A 13701-nucleotide genomic window follows, 5' to 3' on the forward strand; every position below is an offset into this window, starting at 1 on the left:
CATGCCTTTCAAAGGTATTGAAGCAAGGGGTTTGTGATGCGTATTCCAATAACATTCGGCTTTAATCAGGTTATCAGTCACGGTTTTGGTATTTTCTTGTTTGCGGCATTAGTCCCCACCATGCAAAACTCACTTGATATCACCAGCTGGCATCTCGCTTTAGCGGGGGCGCTAACACAGGTGTCCTATCTTGTTGGTGCCATGTTATTGGGTGTGATTGGCCCACGTTTGGATTCGGGGCGCTTGTTACTGATCACAGGTAGTCTGACCACCTCTTTGCTGTTTACCATGGCGTGGCTGGATAATACGACTGTCATGATTGTTGTTCTCACCGTGATGGCGGCGAGTGCCGCAATTAGTTGGGGATCGATTGTAGAACTGGTTACTCGCTATGGTCGCCCAGACAGAACAGCAACCAACCTGTCTATTGCATCAAGTGGCACCGCTTGGGGTTATAGCGTCAACGGTTTGATCATTTTACTGATTGTCCCACTCTTGGGTTGGCGCAGTGGTTGGATGGCTGCATCCGTACTTGGATTGGTGACGTTATTCGCGACGCTTAGTTTGCTTAAAAGTGTCCGCGCTGAAGTGCAAGATCAAGACATTGATGTTACTTTTGCCATGGGCACACGACAGTTGTTTAAAACCGTATTGCGTGAACGCACCGCTTTTCTTGCTTGCTTCATATTGTTACTGGTTGGCGCGTCAACCATGACATTTACCACCTGGCTGAATACCTATCTGGCCGAGTTATCACTACCGCCAGCATTAGGAGGTTACACTTGGGGTATCATCGGGTTAACGGGCATGATTGCGGGTTTCTTTGTTGGCAAGCTGGCGGATAAGAAAGGCCATAGTGTCACGCTTTTGGTTATATTCGGTGTGTTTGCTTTAGGATTATTGGCTTTCACTTATCGTCCTGAGCAGTTCGTTATGCTTGCAGGCTTTGGCTACGGCATGATGTATTTTCCTATTTGGGGGATTATTGCTGGCTGGATAAGCAAACAATATTCTTCCAAAGCGACCATGCAGATCAATGGTATTGGCATGGTGACGTTTGGGCTTGGTGGCGCCTTGGGGAACGTGTTAGCAGGGATGATTTATGACACAACGGGCAGTTTAGCTAATGTGTATTTGCTGATCTGCGGACTGAGTGTCGTGCTGTTTGTATTGGCAATGTATATCTTCTTGCATGAACGTCAATCCAATAAGCCTCGCTCTGATAGCTTCTTACAGCCTGGTGTTTGAGGCTCGCAACTAGAGCGGAATTATCTGTAAATGATCGCCAGCTTTAATGGCTGGCGATCAAGTTGTTCAAGGCGTTGGAGATCAAATTCGGCTTTACCAATGTCGGCTTTACTGGTTTATCAAACCAGAACGACATTGGTTGATCAAAACCGATGCCGTGCATGTAGTTGTAGAGCGCTTTACGCAGTCCGTCGCCTAGCATGTCATGATCGGTTCCCGTTGGGTCGGTAAAATCCACATCGTTTTCGGCGAATAAAATATCGGGACGTTCCGCGAGGGTAATGCCGTATTCGTCTGGATTAATACCAATTGGGCTGTGGGCGGTAGCCGCGAAGCGGTGCCAAAAAGCCGACTGAAAACAGCCGTGCTCCATCATCTGACGCACCATTTCCAGCGCATCAATGGTTTCTTGCTCGGTTTGGGTTGGGAAGCCATACATCAAGTAAGAGTGAACCAGAATGTCTGCATCGCTGAAGGCTTTAGTGACGCGCGCTACTTGCTCGACGCTGACCCCTTTTTTCATCAGTTTGAGTAATCGATCGGATGCGACCTCAAGACCACCACTGACGGCGATACAGCCAGAATCCGCTAAAAGCTGGCAACGCTCTGGCGTGAAGGTTTTTTCAAAACGAATATTGCCCCACCAACTGATCACGACACCGCGTTCGATTAAGCGTTTTGCTAAAGCAAACAGCGCTTTTGGCGGTGCAGCTTCATCGACAAAATGGAAGCCTGTTTGTCCGGTTTCGGCAATCAGTTCTTCAATCCGATCCACCAAGATATCCGCCCCTGCTGCATCGTAACGATCGATGTAATCCAGTGTCACATCGCAAAAGCTGCATTTTCGCCAGTAACAGCCGTGGGCTATGGTCAGCTTGTTCCAGCGGCCATCGCTCCAAATGCGATGCATTGGGTTGAGCATTTCACATAAGGACAAGTATTCGCTTAATGGCAGACCATCGTAAATTGGCGTGCCGACATCGGTTTGAGGAATATCGTGCAGTTCCGCGTTTTCGTTATAGTGAACGAATGACTTGCCATTTTCGTCTTCTGCGAGGAAGTAAGTACGTACTAACTCGTCTATTTCACGCTTACCATCAAAGAATTCCAACAGCGTCATAAAGGGGCGTTCGCCATCGTCCAGACAAATAAAGTCCACAAACTCGAACACACGAGGGTCTTTTAGTGCCCGTAGCTCAGTGTTGATAAAGCCACCGCCAAGCACCACAGGCAAATCGGGATTAATGTCTTTACAGGTTTGCGCGATACGCAGAGCGCCTAACATATTGCCTGGGAACGGCACGGTTAAAGCGACAACGCTGGGTTGGGTTTCTTCCAGATATTGCTCGACTAATTGTTCTAGAATCTCAGAACTAAAGCTAGGCTCGCCCATCAGTGTGTTGTAGAGATCATCAAAGCTTGGGTTCGCTGCGGCGAGACGTTCGCCATAGCGACTGACTTCAAAATACGGGTCGACGCCTTGGGTAATCACCGCAGACAAATCATTGATAAACAAAGTCGCTAAATACTTCGCTTTGTCTTGCACACCAAGCTGACCAAAAGCCGTTTTCAGAATATCCCCTGATACGGCTTCCATTTGGGCAATGGCATCGAATGCTGGGCCTTCGGGTAGGAAGCGGCGTGAAGTAATGCGTAAAGCAAGGCTGGAATCTTTGCCTTGTAAAAAGCGAATCACGGGCTCAACGCAAAGACGATAACGATCAAACTCTGCTAGAAAGGTAAAAATGGCATCGGGTAGTTCGTCGTCTTCAAAGGACTCGAAGTTATCTTCTACGTGTTGGCGGATAATATCCAGCGCAGGGGCTGTCATCATCTCCAGAAATAACTCGATAGCAGGATCTCTTTGTTCCGCCTCATAACCCCGAGAGCGCAGAAAGCCTGTCAGATACGCCGTCGCTGGGTAGGGCGTATTCAGTTGCGTCATGGGTGGGGTCATTAGAAGAACAGTCATAGCTTGCCTTTAAAGTAAAACCTAATCGGAATAGGCGGATTCTAGCAAATGACCTAAAGAAAAGCCCCGTAAATTCGGGGCTGGTGGCGGTTTATATTAGAGAAAGCTAGCGAATAATGGCAATTAATACGTCCATGACATTGGTATTGGTGGGGCCCGTAATAAAGATAGCTCCCTGTTCGCGCAAGTAGGTTCCTGCGTCTGCGCGTTTCAAGGCATCGCGAACAGCGTGCATATCTTTTGCCGTTGAACCGTCTACGATACCGCCAGCGGCATCGGTTGGACCATCGCTGCCATCCGTGCCAGCAACCAGAACCAAGATATCATCGCGACCAGCGATATGTTCTGCAATGCCGAGCGCCAGTGCTTGGTTACGGCCACCATTGCCTGGGTTTTCTGGCAGTTTAACCGTTGGCTCGCCACCAAAGATGTATACACCCGGCTTGGCATTCAGCAGTTGCTGACCAATATAAGAAGACAGTATTTCAACATCGTCATACAGGTTTTCTGTATTTTCGATAACGCGATAACCAAGCTCGATTGCTTTGTTGGCCGCTGCTTCTCGGGCAACTTGGTTGGTTCCGATTAAGGCAACACTGGCGGGTGATGGGCAACGCTTAGTTGATCCTGTACCTGAGCCGATAACGCTAATGTCATCGCCTTCCACGTCAGAGATAGCCAAGACTCGAACGTCTGCGCCTTTAAACCCTGCTAACAATTTGCCATCTTTCAGAAGAGAGGTTTCTTTGCGGCGGGTATTGATTTGGCCGATATTGTAACCAGCCGCCAGCATTTGATCCGTAAGCTGTTGCCAATCAGCGAGTGAAACGTCATCGGGTAAGGCTTCAGATAGCGCTGATGCACCTCCAGAAACGAGCAGCAATAGCCGACTACCGGATGGCATTTGCGAGACAGTGGAAAGCATTGTTTGACCCGCATCCAATGAGTTCTGATCCGGCACTGGGTGTGCGGATTCGATCACGGTGACGTTGTGGGCGTCCCACATGGTTTGGTCTGTGTGATCGTATTTTGTCACCAACAAGGCTGGGCAGTCGTTATCAAGAGCCGCTAACGCGCCGGCGCACATGCCGCTGGCCGCTTTACCGACAGCGATGATTTGATCTGGCTGAAAGTCTTCAAAAGCAGCGACTGCACGGTAAGTCGCATTGTATCCAGCAACAGCATCAATCGCGGCGTTATAAATAGTGACGGCAGAGTTTTTATCGTCTGAGTGCAAACCAGTTCTCCCTTACTTGCCTTGTAGGCGTAAAACAAAAAAACCGCATCAACAGGACAGAATCACGACCTTGATGCGGTTTATGGAATGTCTAACGACAGTATGACTTAATTGCCAAGTGGTCCTTGAAGGCCATTTTGAGCAAGTAAGGTCGTGTAGATATTCGAGTTCAATACCATCATCTGCGAGTATTCAGCAATAAGTGCTGCGCGTTTGTCTGTATCTTCGGTTGCGTTGATTGCTCCCCAGTATGCCGCAATCTGCGTTGCGCTGTCAGCTAGTTGCTTGATTTGCTCGGCAGATAGCGCCTTAACAGAACTCGTATTTACCTTACCCACGCCGTTAACTGTCTTCGCGCCACCGTTAGTGAAACCTTCAGGTAAATCGCCTTTTAGGTTAATCACTTTACCGTATTGGATCACACTTAGGATTTGATCCACGGCTTGTTTGGCACCTTCGACCCGAGAAACGTGCTCAGTGTCTGCCGCCGCATGTGGTAGAAGCTCCATTTTGCCAACGTGTTTTTCGTAGATGTTACGGTATGGAACCATTGGACCAGATAATTCACCAGTTTCTGGATCTTTGAATAGATCCGCATCGATTGCTGCGTAACGGATTTGACCGCTTGCTAGCGCGGCGTCTAACGCTTCGATATCAACCACTTCACCGCGGTCGTAGTTAACCAGTACCGCACCTTGTTTCATTGCAGAGAATACGTCTGCATTGATGATGTCTGAGTTAGCAAACTTGCCTGTATCGGCATTGAATGCACCTAGACCAGTGTGTGGGCTAAGAACGTCAGCGTCTTGTGCTGCTTCAACGATGCTAGAAGCGTAAGTGAAGCCTTCAGACTCGATCCATTTTTGGTGAGCTGGGCGCGCGTAGACAGATACCTTCATGCCGAATGCAGCACCGAGTTTCGCGACTTCACGACCTATGTTGCCATAACCCACAACGGCAAGTTTCTTGCCTTCAAGCTTAGTCGTTGGGAACTCAGCAAGGTTCTTACCTGTGTCGAAGTCACCAGCCACAACGCGATCGTGCATAGCAGAAACTTGTAGATCTGGTAGTACTTTAAGCAGCGCTTTCATTGCCGCTTGTGCCGTAGCGCGAGAGTTGAAGCTTGGCGTGTTCATCAGTGGTGCGACACCACCTTCACCGTTACCGCCGCCCCAGCTTGCAGAGCCCATGTTGCCTGTACCGGCACCAATACGGACACCGCCAAGTGAGAATTTAGATTCAGCTGGGAAGAATGTGGCTGCCGCGATAACCGCATCGTATTGACCTTCGCCCGTTTCTGCAAGTAACTCGTCTTCACGGCTTAGGCTTGGTTGATAGAAGAAATGTACTTTACCTTTCGCTAGGTCGCCAGCGTCAGCAACAGAGCCGAAATGGAACTCACCGCCTTGAGACTTGATGTAAGCTGCAACTTCAGAGCAATCTGCGTTGCCGTCAGCATCGAAGACCATGCCAACAAGGTCGGCGATCAGAACTTTGTAAGCACGATTTGCGTCGTCTACTCGTACATCGCCTTCGGCTTTTGTCGCCACAGCGCTTTCGAAAGATTCGCCTTGCTCAGCGAGTAATTCTTCAAGAACCGCGTTTTTCGCACGCAGGTAACAGTACTGAATATTTTCTAGTAACGCTGTGATGTCTTGTGCCGGACGGATACCACCGATCCATGCACGGTAGTCGCCTGGCGTGCCAGGGAAGGCGTTCACGTAACGCGCAACGTCTAAACCTTTCTCGTGTGCGCCGTCAGTGTGAGTGATGCCCTCGTAGCCGAGCATTTGCTTAGATTTAGCAATGATGCGAGCGTGAACGTCGGCATCAGTGATGTCATTATCCGTGACTTTTAATAGCGTTACGGCTGCACCACGAGAGTCTGCATTAGATACCCCCAGCTCGAACAAGTCGCTGCTTGCTATCCAGCTGTCTACAGCCTGGCGGTTTGCTGCAGAGCGAGCGTTAAGCTGGTAAACATCACCTATCATGCGTTCGTTACGAAGGATGGCAAAGGTGGTCTCTGCAAATGCTAAGGTACTGAATGTATTGATAATACCGCCCAGCATCTGGTCTTTTTCTGCATCGTAGATTGGGCCAAGATCAGTGGTTTTCTCGCTGGTTAGTGGCTCTTTTGCATCACGTGGCACGGCAATTTTAAGTTGACGAGGAATCGCCCAAGAAGGGGCTTTTTGGTTGGCATTGATCAGTGCCAAAGCCGGTTTTGTCAAAGAAACAATGAAGTAACCAGAAATACCGCCGATGGCTTTTTGGAACGGCATGAATAGGTTGCATTTTGTTAGTACGCCATCCACCAATTCTTTCGCCCAAGGCATAGCACCAAGTAGGGACGTTGCATCGATTACGGCGTGGTGTTCTTCTGGGTTAGCGTCAATCCAAGCCAATAGATTGGTAATTTCTTGTTCTGTGTAAGTGGTCGCGCCAGTGGTTTCATGGCCCACCCCGAAAAATAATTTAACGCCTTTTTCGATTAGGAAATCTGCGCTTGGAATTGTGCCTTCTCCCTCCGCAAAGATAATGCGGTTTTCGTCACCGTTCGTTGCATAACGCTGTAATTCTGTTAGCTGAGTTCCCCAAGATTGACGGAAGAAACCGCCCGCCTTGCCTTCAGCCGATTCGGGCTTAGGCGTATCAACGTACACAATTTGAGAGGCATCGTTTGCAGTCATTAAATGCAGTGCGGCTGCGGTAAAGCCACTGTGACCACCACCAAGACCAACCGCCATACAGTTGGCTTTAGGAAAACCAAAGTAGCGGTGAATTTCACGCATCATGTCGTTTAGGACTTTGTCTGCAGGGTAGCCACGGTGCATACCACGACCGATTTCAGCTGTCGTGAAGCTACCAATGCGATTGCCTTTGTCGTCTAGTTTTGGGTAGTTTTCTTCTATCCAAGCATCAAATTCAAAACGAAGTTGACGAGCATCTACTTCGTTTAATGTCATGTCTGTAATCGGACCAACGCCGAAGAACTGGTTGCTAGTAGCCTTAGGAGCGCCATTTTGTGTCAGAGAAAGCGCACTCGCGCGAGCGGCTTTAAGTTGCTCAATTGAAGTCATCGTTTTCATTACCTGCAAGATAGTTTATACGTTCGCTCTGGCTTTAATGGCTGTTCTAAGACCAGGCAGAGAAGAGTCCCTGTCCTTTCTCTATAGGTCAGAATCTTTACCTATAGGCAGTACCCAAACAGAGCATGGTTTTATTTTTTTAAACACAAAACGATTAATGAGAATCTTTATTACGTTGTGCTAGTGCAGCAGTGTAATCTTGTTCAACGACATGAAAGTGTTCTGAAAACGCCAAAATAATGCGTGTCTCCTACATATGGGCGTGATAAATCGACTAAAAAGTGAAAAAGCGCACGTGATGGCGCTAAGGGAAGGGAGAAATTGACGCAAAGCTCGTAGCAGACCGATAACGAACGAGCTTTACAGACTACTTCAGAATGGTCGTCAAATAGTCGGGTCCGAGTTGCTGCATTTGCTGTTCAACCCAATCTACTCGTTGACGAAGATAATAGGTTAACTCGTTAGGGTTTCGAGTGCGTGGACTGGGCAGCATAACAGCCAAACGCGCGGCTTGGATCATCGTAAGCTTGCTCGCAGAGCGACCAAAATAATGTTGGCTCGCGGCTTCGACGCCATAAATGCCTTGCCCAAATTCGGCGATATTTAAATACACCTCAAGAATGCGTTTTTTGCCCCACAGTGCTTCAAGGCTAACGGCAATTCCTGCTTCCAATCCTTTACGAATAAAACTTCGACCAGACCAAAGGAAAAGGTTTTTTGCGGTCTGCTGGGTAATCGTGCTGGCACCACGAAGCCCTTGTCCATCATCGTATTGGTCAAGCGCTTTACTTATCGCGGTAAAATCAACCCCAAAGTGATTGGGAAAGCGTTGGTCTTCCGAAGCAACCACGGCGAGCGGCATGTAAGGCGGTAGCTTATCAATGCTGATCCAATCTTGAGTGACTGGATAAGGGCTTTGCAGCATAAACGCCGTTGTCGGTAGTGGCACAAAGCGAAACAGCAATAAAACGAAAACCAGCAACAGTAAAAAACGCCATGCAACAAACCAAACCCTGCTTAAAATACCTTGTTTACGCTTTGCCATTCATTGTCTCTTAATCGGTTTAACGAGGCTTGCTAGCTCGTGATTTATGTAAGTATAAACAAAAACGGCCACTGTCTCCTGTAAATCTGATCAAGGGTTCCGCTATTAAAAGCACGAATAAGCAATTGGCCGTCTTGGAAGTTTATTATTCCTTTACGTGAGATTGCCTTTAATCCTGTTGTGCGATTCCTGTAATATCCGCTTACCATTTTTAATTATATATAAAACAACAGCTTGCTTAATAACATAGCGATAAGGGCAAGATTACATGGCCGATTTTAAAACCCACGTGACGGTGGCCGCCATACTAAGTACACCATTGGCAGCAAGTACCTTTATTGCTGGGGTGGCTAATATGAACGAAGCCATTTTTTATGCCTTGGCTGGAACGCTGGGTGGGTTATTACCTGATATTGATGCCGATGACTCTGCCGCTATTCGTCTGATTTTTCGGCTTTTTGGTGCCTTGGCTGGTGGACTGGCGATTGCATTTGGAATAGATAAATTGCTGCATTGGCAAGTGCTCGCCTTAGCGATCGTTAGCTATTTAGTAGTGCGTTTTCCGGTTCGCTGGGTGTTTGAACAATTCACCGTGCACCGAGGTACGCTCCACAGCCTTTTAGCCAATGTGATGTTTGCCATTCTTGCCGTACCCATAATGCATCACCTGTTCGCTCTTGAGGCAAAAACCGCTTGGGGCATTGGTGGTTTTATCTTCCTTGGGGCGACCATCCATCTCATATTGGATGAGCTATACAGCATTGAATTGTCTGGCATGCGCATCAAACGCTCATTTGGTACTGCGATGAAGCTCACCGACTGGGGCGAGCCGTTGGCGTCGCTGGTGTTGGTGCTTGGCTGTGTTGTGGGTTATTGGCTAAGCCCAAGTGCAGAGGCTTGGTTAACCGCCTTTACTTGGTGGCCGGAGAACATACAGTTATCAGACTGGTTTATACAAGAGCTAAGCGAATTACGTCAGCTTTTGGGTTAGGGGATAAATGGGTTCATCGGATCAAGACTGGCTTATGAAGACATAACCCAGTCGGTGGCTTCTTTCTTACGCTTGAACACCTTAATGTCTGCAGAGATAAACCAGCTAATCACACGAATGAGTCGATTCTGCCAACGGCTTTTCCCGTAGATGGCAATGCGATTGAATTCACCGCCCAGTCGCTGGCTTAGTAAAAATTCCGACCAAGCGCTTTTCATGCTCCAGCCTTTGAACTCACTAATATCGACTAACAAACCCGCATAAGGTGAATGGATAGTGTACAGCGCCGCCTCTAGCTTAGGCGTGATGTTTTCAAAATCCATGTCACTTGGGTGACCTGAGGTTTTCACATTGAGTAACAGCTTGTCGTTATAACGCTTTGCATTCAGCGAAACACCATTTGTGTAAGTAGACATAATTAGCTCCTAAAAAGCGCTTATCGATGGTGTTACTTTAGAACAAAATTGCCAGTAGGAAAGTTGATTAACTCAGCATAGATTGTCAGCAAGCAGCCTGTTGTTTGCGCTTTTTGCTAAAAGTGTCAGCAAAGACAATAGAAAAAGGGCCAATCAGTAAAACTAAATAGCGAGTGTGACAAGGCTTGTATGTCCCAAGTGGCTATCTCAAAATTGAAATTGGTTAGCGAATAAACAATTATTAAGCTCATCAGTTTTGTGATCTGATTAAATCCTTTAAAAGCATTAATCACAAAAATAAAAATAGGAACTCATCATGAATGCTAGACAGAATGTGCGCTTTATTGGGTTACTGATTGCCGAAATAGTCATTGCCATTGCTTTTACAATACAGCTCGCTTTGACAGATATTATGCCAACAGGTATTAGCTTAATACTGATCTGGTTACTCACCGTAGCGGCAATATTTACCCTATTCATTTATCGAAAATGTACAGGACAACAACATCAAATGCTCCAATCTGTTAGTGATGCATTGGCTAAGCATTCCTCTGATCATACTCCGTTGGCATTACCTAACAATTTGGATGATTTTCCACTATGGATAGATCATGCCATTCACCAATTAACACAGCATAAACATGAAAAACTGCAGACGGCTGAATTAAACACCGTTCCGGCGCTTCATAGTCAAATTGATGAGCTGAGTCAGATTGCCAATAAACAGGAGCAAGATCTGTCAGATATTCTCGAACGTCGTCAGCACAGTGCACCACTCATTCAAGGTGTCGCGGCCAATACCAAAATCATCACTCAAAAGGTAGGAGCCTTGGTGGATGATGCCAATCAAGGTCAACAAAACTTGCAATTGGCTGAGGGTGTTCTTCAAGAACTTATTAACCAAGTCACCTCGACTTCGGACGTGATTAATCTGCTCTCAAATAACTCGGCGCAAATATCTTCTGTTTTAGATGTGATTCGTAGTATTGCCGACCAAACGAACCTGTTGGCACTTAATGCGGCCATTGAAGCGGCTCGTGCGGGTGAACAAGGGCGAGGTTTCGCCGTCGTCGCGGACGAAGTTCGCAACCTAGCGAGCAAAACCCAGCAGTCCACCCAAGACATTCAGGCTATGATTGAAAGCCTCCAAAAAGGCGTAGCGGAGGCAGTTAATAACATCGATGGCAGTGTTCAGTCGGTGCAAAATACCGTTGAATTTACCAAGAAAGCAGGCGTGTCTTTGATTGAAATATGTACTGAAGTGAATGAAATCAACCAACTCGTTAACGAAAACTCCGTCAAGCAAATCAACATTGGCAAACTGGCCGTGGAAGTGAATGAGCGACTGCAGCATCTTAATGAACGAACGCTTGAAGCAAAAGCCCTATCAACACAGCTTCAGGAGACAACCTCTTAGAGTCATTTCGTTCAGTGAATTGTGAGTAGATCTAAATATAAAGGTGGATTATTCCACCTCTTTTTTTACTTGGCGTTTGCAGCGTTCAGAGCAGTATTTTACCTGCGGCCAATCCCTTTCCCATTTTTTGCGCCAGGCAAATGGACGCTGGCAGACGGGACAACTTTTTTCGGGTAAATGCGTTTTTTTATGAGTCATGCCTTAGTTACGCAAAGAGTAGTAGGTTGGGATCAGTCAAAATGCCCAATCCCACTAAACCACTTGCTGAGAAAGAACACTGCGACGGAATTGCAGGATAACCAATATAATCAAAAAACCTACCGCCAAGCAGAATGGAAACAGCACTGTCGTCACAGAGTAGGCTTCTAGTGCAACCACAGAACACGCATTACGTAAGATCATAATAATGAAGAAAATACGACTGTCTTCAAAAGGGCGGTGATAGACTTTTCGAAAGGTGGGACCAAAACCTATCATATCGATCGTGGTTAGAATCAGCACCGTCCACAAAGGATCATTGGTGAGATACCACAACGGCAAAGAGGCCAACGCAACGATCAAAAAGCCCCAATCCAGCTTTGTAATAGTGGCATCACCGCGTTTTATATACGCTAAGAAGGCAATGAAAATCGTAATAAACCCAGATAACCCAATGGGCCATGCTCCTACGCCGCCCTCGGCCTCTAGTTGAGCAAAGAATACGATGGTCGTGGTGATGCCCCAAATCACCCACGAAAACACATGAGGCTTCACCTTGCCACGCAAAATCAACGCAATGTAAGGCACAAAGCCAGCCACAGCCAATGCAATCGCAATGCTGCTAAAAATAAGCTTTATATTAAAATCCATCTGCCGCTCCTGCTTCATCCATCATGGTAGAACTTGATTCTACCGACTTCATCATGAAACAGGCGAACAAAATGCGTCAGATTTGCACCAAAATAGGTCGGTTTACGTGGATGGTCAATCTAGTGGGTTAGGTAAGTAAGGCTAGGTTGAGCATGTGGACTAACCTAGTCTGGCATGACATTGGGTAATGACAGATTTAAAAAAGAGACTGAAAAGCGAACAGGCAGCCGTGATGTGTTAGGGTTGAGAAGTGGCTTCTCTATGAAGAGACGTCTATACAAAACGAAGGAAGTGATTCATGGGATCTGAATACAGTCATTACATGCGCCGATTATTGGCCACGATAGGCATCATCGCCATCGCGTTAAGTGTTTTCTTATTACTATGGCACTTAGCGTATGTACTGGTATTACTTTTCGGCGGTGCGTTATTTGCTGTGTTTTTGGTGGGACTTGCTAGTCCTTTGCAAGCATTTATACCGCTTCCCAAGTGGAGTTTAGTATTACTGGTTGCTGCTGTGATTACTGGATTATTAACGCTTGCGGGGTATTTGGCAGGCCCTGCTGTTGCCGATCAAATGGTTCAACTAAGCGAGCAGTTGAGCGGAGGCTTAGATCAGTTAGAGAGCTATCTAAAGCAGCAAACATGGGGAGAAGCCCTACTGAATTGGGCTCAAGAGCAATGGCAGCAAGCACCTTTGTCGCCAGGAAAGTTAATGGGGCAAGTAACAGGGGCGTTTTCCACTATTTTTGGCGCCTTTGCTGATCTGTTTGTTATGCTGTTTATTGGCTTTTATTTGGCTATCCATCCCAAGCCTTATATTCAAGGCTTTCTATTTCTTTTTCCGCGAGAAAAGCGGGACCGTTTGAATGAAGTCATGTCTTCCGTTTACCACGCACTAAAATGGTGGTTAATTGGACGTGCAACATCTATGGCCGCCGTCGGTGTATTAACAGCGCTCGGTCTTTGGCTGCTTGATATGCCATTGATCATGGCGCTGGCATTATTGGCAGGCCTTCTGTCTTTTGTTCCTTTTATTGGTCCAATAGCCGCGGCTATTCCTGCTATTTTGGTGGGCTTAATAGACAGCCCAAGCCAAGCGCTCTATGTGGTGTTGGTGTATTTCATCGTGCAGCTTTTGGAAAGTAATATTCTAACCCCTTATGTTCAGAAGCAAGCCGTATCGCTTCCTCCTGCCGTCATGTTAAGTGGTCAAATGTTGATGGGCGCGGTGTTCGGCTTACAGGGTTTAGCATTATCTACCCCCATGCTGGTATCCATGATCGTTGTCGTGCAAATGCTGTATGTGTGCGACGTGTTGGGCGAAAAAATTCGCCCCTTAGGGCAATGATATTGGTAAATTTTTTTCAGAGAGTTTAATTTTCATCAGGCTCTAATTGCTCTTGTTTGGCACGAAATGTTCAGACAACTAGA

At 47.0% G+C, this 13701-nt stretch carries 11 protein-coding genes; 4 read left to right on the forward strand and 7 right to left on the reverse strand.

What is annotated here, in order from left to right; translation table 11 throughout:
* Positions 1–36: 36 nt before the first annotated feature.
* Positions 37–1248, forward strand: a complete 1212-nt coding sequence (locus DFP75_RS08320) for an MFS transporter (protein WP_110574526.1) — start codon at positions 37–39, stop codon at positions 1246–1248.
* A 43-nt stretch (positions 1249–1291) separates the two neighbouring features.
* Here the strand turns inward: DFP75_RS08320 and DFP75_RS08325 are convergent, their stop codons facing one another.
* The 4 genes from DFP75_RS08325 to mtgA form a co-directional block, all read right to left on the reverse strand.
* Positions 1292–3220, reverse strand: a complete 1929-nt coding sequence (locus DFP75_RS08325; protein ID WP_110574528.1) for a B12-binding domain-containing radical SAM protein — start codon at positions 3218–3220, stop codon at positions 1292–1294.
* 106 nt (positions 3221–3326) lie between these two features.
* Entirely contained in the window at positions 3327–4457 is a 1131-nt protein-coding gene (locus DFP75_RS08330) for a glycerate kinase type-2 family protein (RefSeq protein WP_110574530.1), read from the reverse strand.
* A 107-nt stretch (positions 4458–4564) separates the two neighbouring features.
* A complete protein-coding gene (locus DFP75_RS08335; RefSeq protein WP_110574532.1) occupies positions 4565–7540 on the reverse strand; it encodes an NAD(P)-dependent oxidoreductase in 2976 nt (991 codons plus the stop codon).
* 376 nt (positions 7541–7916) lie between these two features.
* A complete protein-coding gene (gene mtgA, locus DFP75_RS08340; RefSeq protein ID WP_110574533.1) occupies positions 7917–8594 on the reverse strand; it encodes a monofunctional biosynthetic peptidoglycan transglycosylase in 678 nt (225 codons plus the stop codon).
* 268 nt (positions 8595–8862) lie between these two features.
* Between mtgA and DFP75_RS08345 the strand changes: the two genes are divergently transcribed.
* Complete coding sequence (locus DFP75_RS08345; protein WP_110574535.1) at positions 8863–9585, forward strand: metal-dependent hydrolase; 723 nt, start codon at positions 8863–8865, stop codon at positions 9583–9585.
* A gap of 32 nt (positions 9586–9617) precedes the next feature.
* Here the strand turns inward: DFP75_RS08345 and DFP75_RS08350 are convergent, their stop codons facing one another.
* Positions 9618–10001 (reverse strand): SpoIIAA family protein, encoded by a 384-nt coding sequence (locus tag DFP75_RS08350; protein WP_110574536.1) that lies wholly within the window; start codon positions 9999–10001, stop codon positions 9618–9620.
* Between the two features lie 316 nt (positions 10002–10317).
* On the opposite strand from DFP75_RS08350, the gene DFP75_RS18695 reads away from it, so the two are divergent.
* The gene (locus DFP75_RS18695; protein ID WP_281270055.1) at positions 10318–11418 is read left to right on the forward strand and encodes a methyl-accepting chemotaxis protein; all 1101 of its coding nucleotides are present in this window, start codon (positions 10318–10320) and stop codon (positions 11416–11418) included.
* Between the two features lie 48 nt (positions 11419–11466).
* Here the strand turns inward: DFP75_RS18695 and DFP75_RS08360 are convergent, their stop codons facing one another.
* Together DFP75_RS08360 and DFP75_RS08365 are read right to left on the reverse strand one after the other, a co-directional pair.
* The gene (locus DFP75_RS08360; RefSeq protein ID WP_110574538.1) at positions 11467–11616 is read right to left on the reverse strand and encodes a DUF2256 domain-containing protein; all 150 of its coding nucleotides are present in this window, start codon (positions 11614–11616) and stop codon (positions 11467–11469) included.
* Between the two features lie 54 nt (positions 11617–11670).
* A complete protein-coding gene (locus DFP75_RS08365) occupies positions 11671–12267 on the reverse strand; it encodes a hypothetical protein (protein ID WP_110574540.1) in 597 nt (198 codons plus the stop codon).
* 298 nt (positions 12268–12565) lie between these two features.
* On the opposite strand from DFP75_RS08365, the gene DFP75_RS08370 reads away from it, so the two are divergent.
* Complete coding sequence (locus DFP75_RS08370; protein ID WP_110574542.1) at positions 12566–13618, forward strand: AI-2E family transporter; 1053 nt, start codon at positions 12566–12568, stop codon at positions 13616–13618.
* The last annotated feature ends 83 nt before the right edge of the window (positions 13619–13701 follow it).

The organism is Marinomonas alcarazii, from assembly GCF_003208215.1.
GTDB classification, from domain to species: domain Bacteria; phylum Pseudomonadota; class Gammaproteobacteria; order Pseudomonadales; family Marinomonadaceae; genus Marinomonas; species Marinomonas alcarazii.

Bases quoted from the DNA above. Each gene is read 5' to 3' on its own strand.
- DFP75_RS08345 (WP_110574535.1), top strand. From the start codon at position 8,863: ATGGCCGATTTTAAAACCCACGTGACGGTGGCCGCCATACTAAGTACA.
- DFP75_RS08360 (WP_110574538.1), bottom strand. From the start codon at position 11,616: ATGACTCATAAAAAAACGCATTTACCCGAAAAAAGTTGTCCCGTCTGC.
- DFP75_RS08370 (WP_110574542.1), top strand. From the start codon at position 12,566: ATGGGATCTGAATACAGTCATTACATGCGCCGATTATTGGCCACGATA.
- DFP75_RS18695 (WP_281270055.1), top strand. From the start codon at position 10,318: ATGAATGCTAGACAGAATGTGCGCTTTATTGGGTTACTGATTGCCGAA.
- DFP75_RS08320 (WP_110574526.1), top strand. From the start codon at position 37: ATGCGTATTCCAATAACATTCGGCTTTAATCAGGTTATCAGTCACGGT.
- DFP75_RS08325 (WP_110574528.1), bottom strand. From the start codon at position 3,220: ATGACTGTTCTTCTAATGACCCCACCCATGACGCAACTGAATACGCCC.
- mtgA (WP_110574533.1), bottom strand. From the start codon at position 8,594: ATGGCAAAGCGTAAACAAGGTATTTTAAGCAGGGTTTGGTTTGTTGCA.
- DFP75_RS08365 (WP_110574540.1), bottom strand. From the start codon at position 12,267: ATGGATTTTAATATAAAGCTTATTTTTAGCAGCATTGCGATTGCATTG.
- DFP75_RS08335 (WP_110574532.1), bottom strand. From the start codon at position 7,540: ATGACTTCAATTGAGCAACTTAAAGCCGCTCGCGCGAGTGCGCTTTCT.
- DFP75_RS08350 (WP_110574536.1), bottom strand. From the start codon at position 10,001: ATGTCTACTTACACAAATGGTGTTTCGCTGAATGCAAAGCGTTATAAC.